This is a genomic window from Corynebacterium sp. MSK158 (genome assembly GCF_030229085.1).
Classification (GTDB): domain Bacteria; phylum Actinomycetota; class Actinomycetes; order Mycobacteriales; family Mycobacteriaceae; genus Corynebacterium.
The window spans coordinates 1-19,774 of record NZ_JASPHJ010000003.1; the positions used below are offsets into that span (position 1 = coordinate 1).

The following is a 19,774-nucleotide window of genomic DNA, read 5'->3' on the forward strand; positions in this document are numbered from 1 at the left end:
GATGCACTATCGGAATCAGGCCCTTGAGTCCCTCACCGCCTAGAATTAAACCAGTCCAACTTTTGGGGGCCAGTTCAGGGAGCTCAGGGATGCTCTCTACGTTTCTTGCCAAGCTTTGGCGTGTGTCCTAAGCGTCTTTAGCGTCTTCGATGTATTCAGACCCCACGAGGTCCTTGAAAAGCTCCGGGTCGATGGCTTGACCGACCTTGATGACGGAGATATGGCCTGTAGGCTCAAGGATCATTATCTGCACGTCTTCCATGCGGCTAATGCCGGCCCTACGCGCCGCCGAGAAGATATCCGATTCTGTAATGTGGGCCAGCGTCAGGTTATCTTCAACCATCTCGCCGCTAAAGACTAAAAGGATGGGACGACGGTCCAGAAAGCGCGTCCACTTCACTACCTTGCGAATCGTACCGAAGGCAGCTTCGAGCGCCATCAGCGTGGTCAGACCGATGACACCGGCGGCTAGGGTCGGTGGATTGCCCACGATGACACGACCTGCAACCGCGCCAAACATAATAATGATGATGGCATCTGAGGCCGTCATGGACGTAAGTACCCGAGAGCCAAATACCTTCACCAAAACCATGAAGGATAGGTAGATACCCAAAGTAGCCAGCACGACAACGGGAATACGGTGCCATTCAATACCCAGCTGATAAGTAATTTCGCGCAGGAAGAGTTCTAGAGTATCCACGGTTGATTAGGTTACCCGGCAGCCGCGAGACATACAGAAAAGGCGGAGCGTCACTCCCCCGTTCAGGAAGAGCCGCTCCGCCAAGTGCTGTGCTGTCTTAGATGTGGAACTGCTTGCGCAGGTCCTCAATCATCTTGCGAGCTGGGGCAGGAAGAATCTGCGGGTTCATGCTCACAACCGCAACTCCAGCTACCAGCGCTGCAACGATGGCGAATACTGCGCCGCCCACGGAAGAGCCGTTGGAGGACAAGGAAGAGCCCTTTGGCGCCGGCTTAGCCCCCGGCTCTTCGGAGCCCTCGCCGCTTACCTCGAGAGGCAGAGTTGCCTTAGTGCCGGCGTCGGTAGTGATTTCCAGGTTCTGGGTACCGCTCAGGTTCTCCGGAACGGTGAGCTTTACCGTTGCGCGACCACGCTCACCAAATTGCGCATCGCCTTCCTGCGCGGAGTTGTCGATATCTACGGTCTGCTCAGCGTCACCCAGCTTCACCGTTGCCTTCTTCGCCATCGGCTCACCGTCGGTGGAGTAATTAAGGCTGGACAGGTTCACCGTGATTTCCTCACCCGGCTTCACGTCCCCCTCAATGTGTGCACCGATCTGGCCCTGGCCCGTGCGGACCTCCGATTCACCCGACTTGATGTAGTCGATCATGGCCTGAGTGTCCATGTAGCCCACATCGTTCTTGTCCTTGATGGCACCAGCGTTGAAGTAGCCGTCGCCGCCTGCTTCTTCATCACTGGAAGCAAGGAAGGATGACAGCGCAATGGAGTAATCCTTCTTTGGATCGATTTGCTCGCCGTTGATGGTCACAGACTTTACGCGCTCGCCCTTGTCAGCCTTCTGGTCGTAGACCACCTGGACGTTATTGGAAAGACCCATAGCCAGGCGTGGACGGCTTCCCTCCTGCCACTGGTTTTCCAAAGCCTTGATGAACTCTTCACCGGAAATCTTGGCGGTAATTACGGAATTGCCGAATGGCTGAACTTCAAAGATGTCCTTGTAGGTTACGTCTCCGCCCTTCAGGTCAGCGCGCACGCCGCCGGCGTTCATAACACCGATCTCAATGTCTTCGCCCACCTGCTTGCTCATGGCATAGCGCTGGCCATCCGCAATGAAGTTGTTGAGGGTGGATTCCACGCCGCGGTTGGAGCCAGGCTCTGCGCCTTCATCAGAGCCACGGAACAGGTCTTGCTCCACGTTGCCGGCAGTCTTAGAGCCTTCCACCTCGGCTTCCTTCTGTGCCTTCTCAACGACGGCTGCAATCTCGGCGTCCGGCTCAACAAAGGCGGCATCCGTAGCGTCGTACTGGCTGAGCTTGATGTCGGTTACCTTCTTGGCGGACTTGTCGAAGGTAATGTCGACGTCGTTAAGCAGCTTGCCATACTCATGACCCTGCGCCCACTGCAATGGAAGGGCACCTTCGCGGGGGATTTCGCCCTTGGTGCGCTGGTGGGTATCGCCGCCGAAGAGCACGTCTACATCCTTGTTGAATCCCTGGGCATACTCCTGGGCGTCCTCATGGAAAAGCGCGACGACGACGTCCGCCTCGCCGGATTCCTTCAGTCGGGTGGCCTCATCGTTGGTGGCCTTTACTGGATCCGTGAAGGTAACACCTGGGATCTTTGCGGCGGATACCTTGTACTTGGTGTTCTCCGTTACGGTTCCGACATAGCCCACCTTGACGCCGTCCACCTCTTCAACGTGAGAAGGCTTGAGCAAGGGTTGGCCATCCTTAAGCACGTTTGCACCCAGGATGGGGTACGTGGAGTTTGGCTGAATACGCTCGGTGAGATCCTCGGTCCCCTTATCGAACTCGTGGTTGCCCACTGCTGACACCTTCATACCCATCTGATTGAGAGCCTCAAGGGTGTACTTGTCATCAGAAATTGCAGATACGAAGGCGGAACCGCCCACGTTATCGCCCGAGGAGGTCAGGTTGAATTCCTGACCTTCATTCACCTGCTTGATAAGGGTCTGCAGGCGAGCTACGCCGATTTCATCGCCAGCCTTTGCTGGGTCACCAATCTTGTCCTCCAAGTGACCGTGAATATCGGTGATATTGGTGACGGAGATGGTGGTCTTGTTTTCCTGTGCTACCGCCTGCGCGCCGGAGAGAGCAACGGCGGAAACGGTAGTGGCGGCCACAAGCTGGCCGATGCGACGGAACTGCATTCAAGTACTCCTAGATAGTGGAAAGCGACAGGATAATTTATATCGCTTTGCTAACTACTTGGCAGGAGAACTTAAGCCTGCTTGCTGGCGCTTTACCTTGCAGCAGTCAAGAATTCACGCACAGGTAACCTCCCCGATGCCTTTGCGTTGCTTGCCCCGCCCCTCCTTGAGGGTGAGGAAAGCGCCCTAGGCGGTTACGCGGTAGACGTCGAAGACGCCTTCGGTATTGCGCAGTGTGGTCATCAGGGTACCCAATTGCTTGGTATCCGAAACGGAGAAGGTGAACCGTACCGTCGCGATATGGTCATCGCCGCGGTTAGAGTTCATGGTCAAAACGTTGATGTTTTGATCGCTCATTACCCGAGTGAGCTCCGAAAGGAGGCCCTGACGGTCGAGGGCTTCCAATTGCAGCGTCGCGGAGAAAGCGCCCGTTGCAGAGGTACCAGAAGACCAGGCCACCTCCAACATGCGCTCTGGTTCTGCCTTGAGCTTTTCCGCGTTTGTGCAATCGGCTCGGTGCACGGAGACTCCCCCGCCGCGGGTAACGAAGCCGAAAATGGCATCTCCCGGCACGGGCTGGCAGCACTTGGCGAGCTTTGCCATCACATCGGGGCTGCCCTCCACCAAGATGCCGGTGCCCGATGCCGAGTCTTCGGTGTGTTGGGCGCGGGAGTGCTCAATCTCAGACAGTGGCGTGCGGGAGGCCAGGGTGTCGATGGCATCGTCCTGGTCGCCGAACATGGCGACCAATTGGTTGGCCACGTGTTGAGCAGATACGTGGCCCGCGCCGATGGCGGTATACAGCGAATCGACATCGGTATAGTGCAGCTGTTCCGCTACCTGCTTCATGGAGCTGGCAGTAAACAGGCGGTGCATAGGCAGGCCGCCGCGCTGGACTTCGGTCGCCAGGGCATCGCGGCCTGCTTCCAAGTGTTCTTCGCGGCGTTCCTTGGCAAACCACTGCCGCACCTTTGTCTTAGCTCGAGCAGACACGAGGAAGTCTTGCCAATCGCGGGACGGACCGGCGTTGGGATCCTTTGAGGTAAAGATTTCCACCTTGTCGCCGGACTTTAACTTCGATTCGAGCGCGACGAGCTTGCCATTGACCTTGGCACCAATACACCTATGCCCCACCTCAGTATGTACTGCGTAGGCAAAATCCACCGGAGTTGAACCGGCAGGCAGGTTCACCACATCGCCCTTGGGGGTAAAGGCGAAGATTTGCTTGGCGGTCAGATCGTAGCGAAGCGAGTCGAGGAACTCGTTGGGATCGGCGGCTTCCTTCTGCCAGTCCAGAAGTTGGCGCATCCACGCCATCTGGTCAACTTCTTCCTGGTGACCCGAGTTCTTGCCCTTGGTTTCTTTGTAGCGCCAGTGAGCAGCCACACCGAATTCGGCGTTGTAGTGCATCTCGTGGGTACGTACCTGGACTTCCAAGGTAGCGCCGCCATCTGCCAGCACCGTGGTATGCAAGGACTGATACACGCCGAACCGCGGCGAGGAAATATAATCCTTGAAGCGCCCCGGCAATGCCTGGTAGATCGAGTGCACCACACCGATAGCGGCATAACAGCTATTGACGTCCTCGACCAAAATGCGGATTCCTACAAGGTCGAAGATCTCCGCGAAGTCACGGCCGCGCACGATCATCTTTTGATAGATGGACCAGTAATGCTTTGGGCGGCCCATAACCTCGGCTTCAATGCCGTTTTCCTTCAGCGCCCCGCTGACCTGGCTAATGATCTCCTTCAGCGCGCGGTCGCGCGAGGGGGCACGATCTGCCACCATCCTTACGATCTCGTCGTACTTCTTCGGATACAAGATGGCAAAGGACAGATCTTCCAGCTCCCACTTCACGCTGGCCATGCCGAGGCGGTGAGCTAGCGGCGCGATAACCTCTAGGGTCTGCCGCGCCTTCTTAGCCTGTTTTTCGGGCGGGAGGAACCGCATCGTACGCATATTGTGCAGGCGGTCGCTGACCTTAATGACCAGGACTCGGGGGTCGGTGGCCATGGCGACAATCATCTTACGAATGGTCTCAGCCTCTGCGGCCGACCCCAGCGCCACCTTGTCCAGCTTGGTCACGCCATCGACCAACCGAGCCACCTCCGGACCGAAATCTCGGGTGAGGTCCTCTAGGGAGTAGTCCGTATCCTCCACGGTGTCGTGCAGCAGTGCTGCAACGATGGTGGTGGTGTCCATACCGATCTCCGCTGCAATCGTCGCCACGGCGAGCGGGTGGGTGATATACGGTTCTCCGGATTTGCGAAAGACCCCCTCATGAAGCCGCTCCGCGGTGTCATAGGCGCGATTGAGCAGATCAGCATCAGCCTTGGGGTGAAACTTGCGGTGGATGGACATCAACGGGTCCAGCACCGGATTCACCTTCACTCGGCCGCCGGTGAGCGAACGAGCTAGGCGAGCCGACATACTGCGCATTCCGCCGCCGGACTGGCGCTTTACGGGTTTGTCCATGGCCAAATCTACCGCCCTTCACAGTGTCATGAGCCTTGTGGCCTCATGTCCAACTAGATCGTGCGATCTAGCTTAGATATCCCATCTTAGTCTGTGGCATTCAACACAATGAGCGGTGGGCCGGATAAACGCTCACGACCGTTGAGACCCTTGACCTCCAGCACCACCACATTGCCAGCGACTTCGGCACCTGCGGACTCAAGCAAAAGCTTGGCACCGTGGAGGGTGCCACCGGTGGCCAAGACGTCGTCGACAAGCACTACGCGTTTGCCCTTGATGTCAACGCCGCTGGCTGGAATCTCCAGCGCCGCGGAGCCATACTCCAGCTCATATTCCTCGGTATATACCGGTGGGGGAAGCTTGCCCTTCTTGCGGATGGCCAAGATACCCAGGCCCATCTTGTAGGCGACGGCCGAGCCGAGGAGAAATCCACGGGCGTCTAGGCCGCCAATCATATCTGCGCCCAATTCCTCGCAGGCGGCCGCCAAGCCGTCCACTACGGTGCGAAATGCCTCTGGGTCCGCCAAGACTGGGGTGAGGTCCTCAAAGAGGATGCCCTCCTCTGGGAAGTCTTGAACGAGGCGAACCTTATCCTTGAGTGCCTGTGCTGCTGATTCGTAGTGCGAGCTCATAATCTTCCTTGAGAAATTTTTGCGAGAGGTCGTTAACGGCCGCTGTGTGCAGCCTAGTTCTTTTCAGCTGGGGCGGTGCTGTGCCAGCGGTCCATATTCCAACCGATGCCCGAGACGCCAGTGTACGGCAGGACACCTTCCACGTCGCGGCGGACGAGGAAAACACGCGGCTGCGCGGAGAGCGGAATGGACGGTACATCCTTCCACAGAGTCTCTTCTGTCTTCTTCAGCTCCGCAGAGTTCTTCATACTGGATTCCACCGTGGAATACTCCGTCTGAGGATCGACTGGACCGAGGAAGGCATCGACGGTAGGCGCCCAGGTTTCCGGATCCATTTCCAAATAGTGCTGGGACATGAACTCCGCAGACGCATCCTCGATGGTGATACCAGCCGGCTCACAGGATGCACGAAGTTGTTCCACCATGGCGGCATAGCGTTTGTCTGGCCCTAAATAGCCGACCTTGATGGTCGTACCGTTGAGATCACCGGCCTTGGCTAAATCGGTACCTTGGTGTTGCTTGCCCACCTTGTCTAGACCGCCGGCAACCGGGTTGGTCGCGGAAACGGTACGCAGGTAAGCCGGTGGCACCTCCACACCAGAGGCCGCTGAGCTTGCTTGCGCAACCGCCTGCTGGTCGACGCAGGCAGCGAAGCTCTCGCGCGCCCACGGCTCCGCGAATACTCCAGCTTCAGATAGCGTGAGCGTATCCGTTAGCTCGCCGACCATTGGAGTGACCTCGTAGGGGGACTCCCCTGCCTCATCCTTCGTGCTGTCCAGCCAGTCAGGATTTTCGCTGGCGGAATCCACTACGCGCAGTGCGCCTTTATCTGCGAGCTTCTGTGCATCAGCCTCCGAAGGCCAGACCACAACATGATCTTCCGCTGGGGCGTCTCCGAAGTACTTTTCGTTTGCTTTGAGAATGATCTCCCCTTCGTCACCTACCTTGTCAATGACATAGGGCCCAAAGGAAACCTGCAGCTCGGGATCTAGTTGATCCTTGGCCACGGAAAAGCCATAGCGCCATTCCTTAGCAACCGGCGCAAGCGCCTGCATGTCTTCTACTGTCAGTGCCGCGTTGAGTTCGGCAATGCTCAACCCGGACTTTTTAGCCAGCGCATGGGCCGGCATGACCGTGCCGGCGCCAAACATGTGGCGCCAGCGCTGCCCCTGATCCTTCTTAAAAGTCAGGGTGAACGTTTTGCTTTGGGGCTCACAGCTAAAATCCGCGATGTCATTCATCAACGGCATATGGGAGGCAAATTCAGCTGGATGAGTACCGGCCACATACGCCAAAAAGTAGTCATCACAGGTAACGGGAGTGCCATCGGAGAATACGGCGTCCTCCTCTAAAGTGAGCTGGACGCTGCGCTGGTCGCTGCCGGCGACGGGCGGAAGTTCCTCGGCCTCAACTAGATCCGCATTGGGGATTAATTCGCCAGAGGGACCGGGCACAAAAAGACCCGGATAGAGCCGCGTAGACAACAAACCTGCGGAGGTAGCATCACCAAAGGAGGTGCCAGCATTAGTGGTGGCCAAGCGGGAATTTACCTGGTAGCCAAAGTATCCATAGGATTCTGGCTCCTGGGGAGCACTAGACGAGTCCTCCTCGCCGCCCTGCCCGCTACAGGCAGAAGCAGCCAGAGCTAGAGCCGAAACGCACGAGGCAATGGCCTTCCTTCCCCAGTGACGTTCGCTAGAACTGCTCTTTGATTTAAGCACCGTTATTTGCCCTCACTTCAGCTACAATTCCGCCAAAATCTTACTACCGGAGGTTACCGGCCCGGGCGCCAGGTAGCGCCAGGGTGCCCAGTGGACTCGGACGGATCATCGTCGATCTCAGCCGGGGTGGCCTTTGCGCTCACTGGTGAGACCACGGTGCGGCCGGAGGATGCTGCGCCAGATTCAGCCTCGGCGTTCTCGTCCTCGCCAGCGCGGTAGTCCGCGACCCGCTTGTTGTGACGCTTGATCTTCTTGGACATATTGGCGAGGGTCACGACCAGCGGCGTAGCGAAGAAGATGGAGGAGAAAATGCCCTCGACCACGCCGATGAGCTGAATGAGCGCCAAATCGCGAAGGGTGCCGATACCCATGAGCCACACGGCCACCACGAAGAGCGCAATGATAGGCAGCGCAGAAATAACCGAGGTAGAAATCGAGCGCATGACCGTCTGGTTAATAGCCAAGTTTGTCAGCTCAGCAAAGGTCTTCTTGCGCTGGCCCTCGAGGCCTTCCGTATTCTCGTTGATCTTGTCAAAAACGATGACCGAGTCATACATGGAGAAGGTCAAGACAGTAAGCAGACCAATAATGACGGCCGGGGAAACTTCGAAGCCAAACAGGGCGTAAATACCGGCGATGATCACGCCGTCTGCAATCAGCGCGATAATTGCGGCAAAAGCCATGTTCTTCTGCAAGCGAATGGCCACGTAGACGGTCGCAGCCACCAAGAAGACCAGCATGGCAATGAGCATGCGCTGGGTAATAGAAGAACCCCAGGATTCGGAAACCGTGGACGAGCCAATGGCATCCGGAGTGGCCTTGCCGTTTTCATCCTTCGGCTGGAAGTTGTCATAGATAGCCGTGCGGGCCGCATTCACGTCCTCTTGGCTCAAGCGCTCAGAAACGATTTCCAAGGTCTCAGAATCGCCAGAGCCCACAATGTGAACCTGCTCAGGTTCGACACCGGTGGAGTCTTCGAATACCTGGCTTACCTCATCTTCCTTGAGGTCGCCTGCCGGCATCGACAACGTGGTGCCGCCTTCGAAGTCAATCGAGAGCGAGAAACCACGAATGAGGATTGCGGCCACTGCGGCCACGATCAACGCGGCGGTGATGCCGTACCACAGCTTGGTGCGACCGATGAAGTCATAACCGCGCTCGTCCTCGTAGAGGCGGTCCATCCGGGAAATCTTGTGCTTAGTCGAAACAGCCATGCTTATTTCTCCTCATCTTCCGCAGCGTCTACGGGACGTGCGGTTCCTGCGGCAGAATGTCCTGCCGTTTCTTTGGTGGCTGACTCTTTTGCGTCGGAGGCTTCAGCAGTGCTTGCTTGACGACGTCCCGAGCCAAAGTAGCCGCGCTCACGGCGCTCTTCCACCAGTGCGTAGATTCCGCCGAGGCCATTCATCGAAGGTTTAGCAGCAGCCGGACGGCGGCCCACCATCTGCATCAGTGGTGCCATGACCAGGAAGGATACGACCAGGTCGAAGACCGTGGTCAGACCCATCGTAAAGGCGAAGCCCTTCACCTCACCGATGGCGAGGAAGTAGACCACAACAGAGCCAATCAGGGTCACCGCGTTACCGGTCACAATGGTGGCACGAGCGCGCTCCCACGCCTTTTGCGTAGCGGAGCGGAAGGTGCGTCCTTCGAGGAGCTCATCCTTGATGCGCTCGTAGTAGACCACGAAGGAGTCAGCAGTTGCGCCCACACCGATGACCAGACCGGCGATGCCGGAAAGGTCCAGCGAATAACCGATCCAGCGGCCCAGGAGAACCAGGGAACCATAGGTCAGGAGACCAGAGGCAATGAGGAAGATGAGGGATACGCCGGCAAGCGCGCGGAAGTAGTACAGCGAGTACGCCATCACGAGTACCAGGCCAACCAGGCCTGCAATGAGGCCGGCCTGCAGTGCGGCCTTACCCAGTGTTGGTGGAATGGACTCTACGGTGCCACCCGGCTCGCCATTTTCACCGGCGAAGGACAACGGCAGTGCGCCATACTTCAGGTTATTAGCCAGGTTTTGTGCCTCTTCCTGGCTAAAGTCACCAGTAATGGAGGTAGCAGAGCCAACTGGAGTTGCTCCCTGAATAACCGGTGCGGAAATAACCCCAGAGTCAAGGGTGATGGCAACCTGGTCCTTGAGGTGTTCCTGCGTCAGGTCTGCCCAGGTCTGCGAACCGTTCGGGCCATCACCGGTCTTGAAGGAGAAGTTGATCTCCATCTGGCCGGACTGACCGTTAAGGCCGCCTTCGATAGGAGAATTGGTATCAATCTCGTTACCGGTGAGGCGGGTACCGTTTTCGTCCTTAATGCCATTGAGAAGCGGTGCGGGTTCCAGAACGTACGGGTTGCCGTTGGAGTAGTCACAGGTAACAAATGGCTTTGCAGGATCATCGGCGCCGGCCAGTGGGTCGCTGCTGCCCTGGCAGGTCATCAGCGCGGAGGCTGCCGCCTGGGTGGTCGGGTCCTCGGACTGACGGTCCTTCAGGAGCATCTCCGTAACTTCATCGCGGCGCTTAGTCTGCTCAATGGAGTTGCTTGGCTCCTCAAGCGGCTTGGCGCTAACCTTAGGAGCCTTCTGCTCCTTTGGCTCCTTGCCAGTCATCTGCGCTTCTTGCTGAGCGATGCCCTTGGTCATCTGCTCCATCTGCTTATTGGCCTCGTCTGCGCTCAGTACGTCGTACTTCACCCAGCGATTGGCCATATCTTCCAGCTCCTTATTGAGCTTTTCCATATCCGGCATGGAGGGCTTTGCCACCGGACGGAAGAACAGCTGCGAGGTCTGGCCCACGGCCTGTGCCTGGGAGGCGTCTTCACCTGGCACCGTAATGACCAGGGTATTGCCGTTGATGACAACCTCAGAACCAGAAACACCCATGCCGTTAACACGCTGTTCCAAAATATTGCGTGCTTGCTTGAGCTGGTCTTGGGTGGGTTCCTCGCCTTGCGGCGCCAGCGTTACGCGGGTACCGCCCTGCAAGTCGATGCCAAGCTTTGGGGTGCTTTGACGGCTACCAGTTAAAAAGATAAGCGCATAGATAACAACCACAATGAGCACGAAGAGCGCGAGCGCGCGCTTCGGCCATTGGCGTTTGCTATTTTTCATAGCGCCACGGGTTTTTGCGGACAACGATAATCTCCTGTGCTGCTTATAACAGGGTGTTTAAACATTAAATACGGCCCCGCCACATGGCGCAGGCACGTCAACAACGCACAATCGTACGTCATCAGGCGGAGTTTTCCTTAACGAGGTCCGGAAAAGACTCAAAGTGTGATGGGGTCTACGCTCCGCGAAGGCCCCACCTATCTAGCAAACGTTAAGGCAACTCTTAGGAAATAGCCGGCTATTTCTTCTCCAGGCCGTCAAACGGAGGATATTTCTCATCTGGCAGGTTATCTGCCGCATCGTTCTTCTCTTCCCCAGCGCCGGGACGCGCCAGGTCATTGGCCTCTTGTTCGGTGCGAATCACGGCCATCTTGTCAAAAGTAACCACCACACCAGGGGCGATTTCTAGATCGACATCCTTGTCGCCAGTGCTGCGCACCACGCCGTGCACGCCACCCGCCGTAACGATGGCGTCGCCCGGCTGCAGGGAATTCTGGAGGGCCTGCATCTCATTTTGGCGCTGGCGCTGCTTTCGCATGGCCATAAACGAGGGAACGACGAAGAGGATGCCAATAATGATGAGAATGATGATTTCCATAGCACCCTAGTGTGCCAGACGGCGGTGCGCACAGAAACCCCAAGGGGGGCATCGCCAAGCAGGCTAGCCCCTGAATTAAAACAGCCCGGCCGCGCCCTCCGGCGGGGTAAGCCCCAGGTGCCGCCATGCTGCGGCGGTAGCTACACGGCCGCGCCCAGTGCGCGCAACCATCCCGGCACGAACCAGGTAAGGCTCACACACCTCCTCTACCGTCGAGGGCTCCTCGCCCACGGCGATGGCAAGTGTGCTCACGCCTACCGGTCCGCCGCCGTGCCCCTTAATCAAGGCATTGAGCACCGCTCGGTCGAGGCGGTCAAGACCCATGTCATCCACGTCAAAGACTTCGAGCGCTCCCTGGGCCGCACTGAGATCAATCAGCCCGGTGCCATTGACCTCGGCATAGTCGCGCACGCGGCGCAGCAAGCGGTTAGCAATACGCGGGGTTCCGCGCGACCGAGAGCCAATTTCTACCGCCGCATCGTGGTCAATCTCCACGTCCAAAATGTGGGCGGCGCGCTTGATCACCTGGGTGAGATCAGCCGTGTCGTAGTACTCCATCTGCGCGGTGAAACCAAAGCGGTCGCGCAATGGGCCGGTGAGCATGCCGGCGCGCGTAGTCGCACCTACCAGGGTAAATGGCGGGATCTCTAGCGGAATAGAAGTAGCACCGGGTCCCTTGCCCACGATGACGTCAATGCGGAAGTCCTCCATTGCCATGTACAGCATTTCTTCTGCTGGCCGGGCAATGCGGTGAATCTCATCGATGAACAAGACATCGCCTTCCATAAGGTTGGAAAGCATTGCGGCCAAATCACCGGCGCGCTCCAAAGCAGGCCCGGAAGTCATACGCAGCGAGGTGCCCAGCTCCTGGGAAATAATCATCGCCATTGTGGTCTTGCCTAGGCCCGGCGGCCCTGAAAGCAAAACGTGGTCGGGCGTCACCCCACGGTTCTTTGCCCCCTTAAGCACAAGGGAGAGCTGCTCGCGCACCTTGGGTTGGCCGATAAACTCCTCGAGCGACTTTGGACGCAAGGAGCGTTCAATATCATGCTCCTCGGAGTGTGCGGTCGCATCCACATCGCTATTGCGCTGGGTGGTGTGCGCCGCGCCGACGCCCTCAGGGAGATTGAACTCGGTGCGCTCTATATCGGACATGATTTTTCAGCCTTCCTGCCGGTTATTTCTTCTTGCCCAGCTGCGCCAGCGCTGCACGCAAGAGAGAGGACGTATCGGCATCGGGATTGTCCGCGTAGGCGGATTCCACCACGGGGCGCGCTCCCTTATCGGTAAACCCAAGGCCAATGAGTGCCTCAGTCACGCTTTCTACCACGGCACCACCGGCCGGCGCGACGGCGGTATCTACGGAGCCTGCGGCGGCAGGCTCGCTTGGGGTAAAGGCCGCTACCTTATCTTTCAGCTCCAGCGCCAAGCGTTGGGCCATCCGCTTGCCGACGCCCGGGATAGACTGCAGCGCCTTCACATCTTCCCCGCCAATTGCCGCCGCAAGCTCCCCTGCCCCCATGACCGACAGCGCCGCCAAGGCAAGTTTAGGCCCTAGGCCGGACACGGATTGCAGCACATGGAACATCTCGCGATCCTCATCGGCGCTAAAGCCATAGAGAGTCAGAGAATCTTCCTTGACCACCAAGTTAGTAAGAACCGTGGCTTGTTCCCCGCGGCGCAAGGTGCCCAGCGTTTTTGGGGTGGCTAAAAACTTGTACCCCACGCCTGCACAGTCGATAACCCCATGGTCGAGTCCAATATGGATTACCTCTCCACGCAGTGCAGCAATCATTGGCTTCTTTTCCTTCCACTCTCAGTAAAATTCCCTAGCGCTTTTTGCCCTGGCCGCGCACGCCGCTGGTCTTAGCACCAAGCCCGAGACCGGTATGGTCCATCCGCACAATGGCAGGGGCACGCCAGCAGTGGCACACCGCCAACGCAAGAGCGTCGGCGGCGTCGGCAGGCTTGGGCGGTTCAGTCAACCCCAGAATACGGGTAATCATGGTGGTCATCTGCTTCTTATCCGCGCGCCCGTTTCCAGAGATGGCCTTTTTCACCTCGGACGGGGTGTACATGTACACCGGAATATCGCGTTCAGCCGCGGCTAGCACCAGTACCCCTACGACGTGGGCCGTTTGCATGACTGTGGACACCTGGCCGCGTTCGAAGACGCGCTCGATCGCAACCACATCTGGCGAATAGTCATCCATCCACTCTTTCGCCGCCACCGAAAGGCGCAGGAGGCGCTCCGTCAAGTCCTTATCGCTAGGGGTTCGCACCACGCCGACAGAAACGGGAAGGATTGCTCGGCCACGACCAGCCTGAACCACGGAAAGTCCGCAGCGCGTCAAGCCTGGGTCGATTCCCATCACGCGCATTCCCTCTAGGTTCATCTCTCCCCCATTGTCATGTTGGCACCACTGTGCACCGCTTACTGCCCCATTATGGACTACACACAGGTGTTCTACAAGCGTAGCATCCAGCTGCACCATAGCGAAGCGCCGGCAACGTCTCCTGGGCTATGCCCACGGAGCGCTACCGGCGCTAAGAGCCGTCTTTGCAGCGAGGTGGTTAGTCCTCGTTCAGCTCGGCTAGAACCTCATCGGAGAGATCCATATTGGTGTAGACGTTTTGCACATCGTCGGAGTCTTCCAAGGCATCGATGAGGCGGAAAATCTTCTTGGCGTCATTGGCCTCCAGCGGCACCTCAACAGACGCACGGAAGTCATTGTCGGAGTCATCCACCTGAATATCGGCGTCCTTGAGCGCGTCCTTGACTGCCTGCACGTCCGTCGGCGCGCAGACAATCTCAAACTTCTCGCCCTGGTCCTTGACCTCTTCCGCGCCTGCTTCCAGCACGGCCATCAAGACGTCATCCTCCGTCAGCTCGCCCTTTTCCACCAAGACGTAGCCGGTACGGGTGAACATGTAGGCCACAGAGCCGGACTCCCCCAGGTTGCCGCCGTTCTTGGACATCGCGGTACGCACGTCGGTCGCCGCACGGTTGCGGTTATCCGTAAGGCACTCAATAAGCATCGCTACGCCGTTGGGACCGTAGCCTTCGTACATGATAGTTTCCCAGTCGGCGCCGCCGGCTTCTTCACCGGAACCGCGCTTGCGAGCACGCTCAATATTGTCATTGGGGACGGAGGCCTTCTTGGCCTTCTTGATCATGTCATCAAGGGTTGGGTTAGCCGCTGGGTCACCACCGCCGGTACGAGCCGCCACTTCGATGTTCTTGATCAGCTTGGCAAATTCCTTGCCACGCTTGGCATCATTGGCAGCCTTCTTATGCTTGGTAGTTGCCCATTTCGAGTGGCCTGACATGTAGTCCCTTTCTAATCGGGTGCTGAAACTGGTGGCAATTATACGTGTGCTGCACGAATGCGTGAAAGCGACCCCCTTATAAGCGGGACATTCTTATACGTTGTGCCAATTGCCATGGGCAGAGCCGCTGCCCAAATTTTCATCTAAGTAACGTGTAAGCCCCTCTTGATTCACCAAGGCCACCAGTTCACCCTGCTCTGTAAAAATCTTGCCACGCGCAACCGCCGTTGCATTCGACGCCGTGGGTGATATCTGCTCATACAGCAACCACTCATCCACGCGGAATGGGCGCAGGAACCATATCGCATGGTCGAGGCTGGCCAATTGCACTTTTTCTCCCTGATGCGGAATAAGGGCCGAGCGAATCAGCGTCATATCAGACATATAGGTCAGCGCGGCACAGTGAAAGGCTGAATCCGCTGGGAGATGACCTGTGTTGCGGAACCAGATATGCCGATAGCCTGCGCCGGTGCGCTCTGCAGCCACAGGATCGCGCCCCTCTTCCGGCACGAGGCGAATATCCCACTCCTCCCACTCTTTGAGGATGATCCGGGTCGAGTACGGGGCACCGCCACCCATCCGAGCTACTTCCTCGGGCCCTGGCACCTTCGGCGCGGCGTCCTGATGCTGCGGACCATAGTCGCCGTCGCGGTGAAAACTAGCCATGAGAGTAAACAGGAGCACGTCACCCTGGTAGACACCCACCTGCCGGTTGGCAAAGGATCTCCCCTCCCGAATGCGTTCGACCCGGATCTCAATTGGCCGGCTCGCATCGCCAGGGCCTACAAAATAGCCATGCAGGGAGTGGATGTCTTTGCCGGACACAGTGCGCTGGGCTGCGGCCACTGCTTGCGCAGCAATTTGCCCGCCGAAGGTACGTTCAATCCGCGACTCCACAGCAGGGCCTTTAAAGACATCGGCCATTGTCGTTTCCTCGACGGCCAGAACCTCGCGAATGGATGCCATCTGCACGCTCCCTATGCCCTATATCACTTTCTAAGCAATTGCCGTCCACACTACTCACTGGACGCGCCGTCAGTTTGTTTTTCTGATCCGTCCCCCACTTCTGGGCGCAAAAGTGGAGGAATTTTCTGGAAGAAACTATGTCCGCTACCGAAGTAGGCGCGCATTGAATAAAGTCTTTCGAGTGAAACGCATCGCTTCTGTTCCAGCAGTATGGATTGGGTGGGTCATCGCCCGCCTTGTCCTTATTTACCTACTCAAGATTGACCACAATCCCAGGGGCGATGTCGCATATTATTTTGCCGGGCGCTTTGGCGATGACCCGACAATGATGACCGAATACCCTCACGCGGGCACGTGGCCCACGGTGCTTTTGGGGTGGCTCACCGGCGAGAATATCAACGCATTCTATATCGGCTTCACCATTATGACCCTGCTTGTTGACGCCGCCTTTTTAGCCCTCCTCCTGCGCCACCACTCGGCTCAACCGCGCAGTTTCCAGGCCGCCTGGTTCTGGGTCCTTTTTGGCACCGCAGCTGGCCACACCTTTGTGTGGCGTCTCGATATATTCCCCGCCCTAGCCGTAGCCGGGGCAGCCGCCCTTCTAGCTACCCGCCCGCTCATCGCCTCGGCGGTACTGGGCTTTGCCACCACGATGAAGCTATGGCCAGGAGTCCTCGCTGCCGGCTTGGTGGGCCGCTTCAACAGATCCGCAACCTGGCAGCGCCTACTCGCGTTTTTCTGCACCATCGTCGCGGTCTGCACCGTCACGATAGCTGCCTCTGGCACCGAGCGCCTGCTTTCACCGCTGAGTTATCAGGGCGTGCGCGGTCTCCAGTTGGAGTCCATCCCGGCGACGTTCCTGTTGCTGCAAGCACATCGCACTCCGGGGCGGTGGCACCTGGGCTATGCGCCGTCCAAGAGCTTTGAAATTTCCGGGCCTGGCGTAGATACCGCAATGACCTGGAGCAGTATTGCCACCATTGCCATGCTCGTCTTCGCAGTGGGCTGGGCGTTGTATCGGCTGTGTGCCGGCGGATGGACCACCCGCACGACCATGGCGTTTTTTACCGTTACGGTCCTGCTTCTTATCGCGACGAATAAGGTTTTCTCCCCGCAATACATCGTCTGGCTGGGCCCCTTGCTAGCCGTGGTGATCCGCCAGCGCCTGCCGCAAGGATTCGCTCCCTTGCGGATATTCCAAGCCTTGTTAGCGTCCTGCACCATTATCGCCGCCGTGCTGGGCACCTTGGTCTACCCATTCAACTATGACTACATCTGGAACCACGTGGGTGAGAACATGTTCGCCGTCTACCTATTGGTAGCCCGCAATATCCTCATCGTTGTCATGGCCATCATCGGACTTGTCTGGTTTGCAGTCGAGGTGGCCCTGGCGTCGAAGATCGAGCGGGCGCAGGTGCAGCAACAAGCGCCTAACGCCCCGGAGGAAGGCACGGCCGCCAGCACCGAGGCGAAGCCGGTATTCCGCCGCCGACGCGGCCGGCACGCACTTGCGTCCTGAGTCTTGAGTTAGCTCTGCTGGCTACTCGGCCAGCATATAGTCAAAGTATTCCGGCAGTTTTGCGGTACCACCCAGATGAAAGAGCCGTACCGCAGGGCGCAGGCGCAGAGCGCGAGTGTCGCTGACCGCCTCGTTGTAGAAGCGGTGGGCAAGTTGGATGCGGCCCTCGGCGTCGGCAAGCGCAGCAGGGCGACGGTCCGCGGGAAACTCCCTCACTATGGCGGCAGATAGTTCCCGCTCGGCCATCGTGCGCGGTTCGAAATGGCCCTGATAGAGCTCGGTAGACTCTGCTCGCTGAGCTAGCGCCGCGAGCTCTGGTGCGACCACCGCTGTCACCGCTGCTCTGCGGTCTAGTGCCGCCTGTAGCTGGGCCAGCGAGGCATCAGTGCGGATGTGCAGCGAGTTAAGCCGCTGGGCGGTAAAAAGCGCCCACAAACCTACGATGATAAGTAGGAAGAGGATTAGGGCAATTTCAATGGCCATCAACGCTTTACCCTCACCTTGGTACCGTCTTGGACAATCTCGTAGACCTGCATCACGGCTGCCGCTACATGGTCCCAATCATAGGTGCTGGCGCGTTGGACGCCATTGCGCACCAACTGGGCCCGATACTCAGCATCATCGAGCACCTCGTTGAGGACGCGGGCCAGATCCTCGCTGTCTTCATTGCGAAAGAGTGCGCCGGCAACCTCGTCGGAATCGGCATTGCACACAGCACGGAAGGCTTCCAGATCGGAAGCAACGACTGCCGCGCCGGCCGCCATCGCTTCTACCAGCACGATGCCGAAGCTTTCACCACCGGTATTTGGCGCCACATAGACATCGGCACGGCCCAGGATTTCTGCCTTTTCGGCGTCGCTGACCCGGCCTACAAAATCCACGCCCTCGACCTCGCGGGCGCGGCCGCCGCCCATGATGGTCACGCGAATATCGTGGTGTACTTGGCGCAGCGCGCTCAACAGGATATCGAGGCCTTTGCGAGGTTCGTCCAACCGTCCCAAGAAGACAACTTCCAGGGGATCGCCGGGGGCCTTAGCCGGGCTGCGACGCCGAGCCTGCGCGTAGACCGACGTATCCACGCCGTTGGGAATGAGGACCGGGTCGCCACCCAATTGCTCCACCTGCCACCGCCGCGCCATATCGGATACCGCGATGCCACCCCGGATCTTTTCCAAAAAGGGAACGAGAAAAGGTTTGGCCAAGGTCAGCACCAGGGAGCTAGACGCGGAAGCATGATACGTCGCCACCAGTGGGCCTTGTGCCACGGCCAACGCGGTCATGGAAAAGCTCGGGGAGTTAGGCTCATGGATGTGCAAGACATCGAAGTCGCCCTCCTTGATGAATTGCTTTACCTTGCGCGTGACGTGGGGACCCACGGACAGGCGCGCCACCGAACCGTTATACGCGATGGGGAAAGCCGGCCCTCCCTTGACTACGAAATCCGGCAGCTGGGTGGATTCCGCAGCGGGGCCAATGACCTGTACATGGTGCCCTTGCTCAATGAAAACTGTTGCTAGATCAAGGATATGGGCTTGAACTCCGCCTGGTTCATCGAAGGAGTAAGGGCATACGATTCCTATACGCACTAGCTCTCGCCTTCCTGTGATGGCCCGGTGTGGCGGGCATTGCGGGCACTTTTGGCTGCCCGCGCTTGCCGACGCCTCTCTATGTCCACATTCCACTGCGGCTGCAGCATATGCCAATCCTCCGGGTGGCGGCGGATATTGGCAGCGAAGCCATCGGCCATGCGCTGAGTTGTCTCCTGCAGGTCCGTTACCTCAAGCTCAGGAGACACAGAGAGCCCCCAGCCCTCACCCTCAAACCACGAGTGCACCACGTGCAGGGCGGCGCCAGTCTCTAGGGCCAGCTGTGCGGGACCGGCGGCCATATTGGCCTTTTCCCCCATAAAATCCACGGTAACGCCGCTTCGGGTCAGGTCGCGTTCAGCCAGCAGGCAGACCACGCCACCGGCTTCCAGCGTCTCTTTGAGGCGGGCAAAAGGCGAGGCTTCGCCGCCGGTGAGGGGAAGAACCTCAAAGCCAAGGGTTTCACGGTAGTCTACAAAGGCGTCGAAAAGCACTGCGGGCTTAAGGCGCTCTGCAACGGTGGTGAACTGACCATAATGGCCAACGAGGAAGACGCCCGCCATATCCCAATTACCGGAATGCGGCAGAGCCAAAATAGTACCGCGGCCGGATTGAGCCGAAGCATCAAAATGCTCAAGGCCTTCCAAGCCGCTGAGCAAGCGCTGATGCAACCCGGCATCACCGTGGATAGCTGGCAGGCGGAACGCCTCCATCCAGTAGCGCATATAGGAGCGCACGGAATCGCACACCAAGGCACGGGTAACGTTTTCCGGGCCCACCACTCGCGCTAGGTTGCGGCGCAAGCCCTCCATTCCGCGACCGTTGCCACTTGCGTAGTCCGCACCCCAGCGAAAAAGCGTGCGCGCAATGGGCTCGGGCAGACGGCGCACCACCTTCCATCCCGCGAGGTACCCCGCCGCGGAGAGGTCTTCTCTATCCCACATGGTGTCACAACCTCCTGGTTTTAG

General features: G+C 58.3%; 17 protein-coding genes. 1 reads left to right on the forward strand and 16 read right to left on the reverse strand.

Features of this window, described 5'->3' with window-relative positions:
* Positions 1–127: 127 nt before the first annotated feature.
* The 13 genes from QP915_RS03215 to QP915_RS03275 form a co-directional block, all read right to left on the reverse strand.
* On the reverse strand, positions 128–700 hold the full coding sequence (locus QP915_RS03215; RefSeq protein ID WP_284766562.1) for a DUF421 domain-containing protein: 573 nt from the start codon (positions 698–700) through the stop codon (positions 128–130).
* Positions 701–797: 97 nt separating this feature from the next.
* On the reverse strand, positions 798–2,870 hold the full coding sequence (locus QP915_RS03220; RefSeq protein WP_284768012.1) for a bifunctional metallophosphatase/5'-nucleotidase: 2,073 nt from the start codon (positions 2,868–2,870) through the stop codon (positions 798–800).
* A 186-nt stretch (positions 2,871–3,056) separates the two neighbouring features.
* Positions 3,057–5,345, reverse strand: coding sequence for a RelA/SpoT family protein (locus tag QP915_RS03225; RefSeq protein WP_284768013.1), 2,289 nt, complete (start codon positions 5,343–5,345; stop codon positions 3,057–3,059).
* An 86-nt stretch (positions 5,346–5,431) separates the two neighbouring features.
* Positions 5,432–5,977 carry an adenine phosphoribosyltransferase gene (locus QP915_RS03230; protein ID WP_005324978.1) on the reverse strand — a complete coding sequence of 182 codons (546 nt, stop codon included), beginning with the start codon at positions 5,975–5,977 and terminating at the stop codon, positions 5,432–5,434.
* A gap of 53 nt (positions 5,978–6,030) precedes the next feature.
* Positions 6,031–7,515: an ABC transporter substrate-binding protein gene (locus tag QP915_RS03235; RefSeq protein ID WP_284768016.1), complete on the reverse strand. Its 1,485-nt coding sequence runs from the start codon at positions 7,513–7,515 to the stop codon at positions 6,031–6,033.
* Between the two features lie 236 nt (positions 7,516–7,751).
* Positions 7,752–8,912: a protein translocase subunit SecF gene (secF, locus tag QP915_RS03240; protein ID WP_284768018.1), complete on the reverse strand. Its 1,161-nt coding sequence runs from the start codon at positions 8,910–8,912 to the stop codon at positions 7,752–7,754.
* Between the two features lie 2 nt (positions 8,913–8,914).
* Positions 8,915–10,807 (reverse strand): protein translocase subunit SecD, encoded by a 1,893-nt coding sequence (secD, locus tag QP915_RS03245; RefSeq protein ID WP_284768019.1) that lies wholly within the window; start codon positions 10,805–10,807, stop codon positions 8,915–8,917.
* 238 nt (positions 10,808–11,045) lie between these two features.
* A complete protein-coding gene (gene yajC / locus QP915_RS03250; protein WP_284768020.1) occupies positions 11,046–11,405 on the reverse strand; it encodes a preprotein translocase subunit YajC in 360 nt (119 codons plus the stop codon).
* Positions 11,406–11,480: 75 nt separating this feature from the next.
* On the reverse strand, positions 11,481–12,560 hold the full coding sequence (gene ruvB, locus QP915_RS03255; protein WP_284766569.1) for a Holliday junction branch migration DNA helicase RuvB: 1,080 nt from the start codon (positions 12,558–12,560) through the stop codon (positions 11,481–11,483).
* Between the two features lie 22 nt (positions 12,561–12,582).
* Positions 12,583–13,200: a Holliday junction branch migration protein RuvA gene (gene ruvA, locus QP915_RS03260; RefSeq protein WP_284768022.1), complete on the reverse strand. Its 618-nt coding sequence runs from the start codon at positions 13,198–13,200 to the stop codon at positions 12,583–12,585.
* Between the two features lie 34 nt (positions 13,201–13,234).
* Entirely contained in the window at positions 13,235–13,801 is a 567-nt protein-coding gene (gene ruvC / locus QP915_RS03265; RefSeq protein WP_040425252.1) for a crossover junction endodeoxyribonuclease RuvC, read from the reverse strand.
* Between the two features lie 178 nt (positions 13,802–13,979).
* On the reverse strand, positions 13,980–14,735 hold the full coding sequence (locus QP915_RS03270; protein WP_150851185.1) for a YebC/PmpR family DNA-binding transcriptional regulator: 756 nt from the start codon (positions 14,733–14,735) through the stop codon (positions 13,980–13,982).
* Positions 14,736–14,828: 93 nt separating this feature from the next.
* Positions 14,829–15,701 carry an acyl-CoA thioesterase gene (locus QP915_RS03275; RefSeq protein WP_284768024.1) on the reverse strand — a complete coding sequence of 291 codons (873 nt, stop codon included), beginning with the start codon at positions 15,699–15,701 and terminating at the stop codon, positions 14,829–14,831.
* 181 nt (positions 15,702–15,882) lie between these two features.
* Here QP915_RS03275 and QP915_RS03280 point away from each other — a divergent pair, with 181 nt between their 5' ends.
* Positions 15,883–17,220 (forward strand): glycosyltransferase family protein, encoded by a 1,338-nt coding sequence (locus QP915_RS03280; protein ID WP_284768026.1) that lies wholly within the window; start codon positions 15,883–15,885, stop codon positions 17,218–17,220.
* 21 nt (positions 17,221–17,241) lie between these two features.
* Here QP915_RS03280 and QP915_RS03285 read toward each other — a convergent pair whose 3' ends face one another.
* From QP915_RS03285 to QP915_RS03295, 3 genes are read right to left on the reverse strand one after another with little or no spacing between them, the layout of a single operon-like run.
* Positions 17,242–17,703 carry a hypothetical protein gene (locus QP915_RS03285; protein WP_284766574.1) on the reverse strand — a complete coding sequence of 154 codons (462 nt, stop codon included), beginning with the start codon at positions 17,701–17,703 and terminating at the stop codon, positions 17,242–17,244.
* Positions 17,703–18,806, reverse strand: a complete 1,104-nt coding sequence (locus QP915_RS03290; RefSeq protein ID WP_284768028.1) for a glycosyltransferase family 4 protein — start codon at positions 18,804–18,806, stop codon at positions 17,703–17,705. The genes QP915_RS03285 and QP915_RS03290 overlap by 1 nt, the downstream gene beginning before the upstream one ends.
* Positions 18,806–19,750, reverse strand: coding sequence for a phosphatidylinositol mannoside acyltransferase (locus QP915_RS03295; RefSeq protein WP_284768029.1), 945 nt, complete (start codon positions 19,748–19,750; stop codon positions 18,806–18,808). The genes QP915_RS03290 and QP915_RS03295 overlap by 1 nt, the downstream gene beginning before the upstream one ends.
* Positions 19,751–19,774 lie beyond the last annotated feature (24 nt).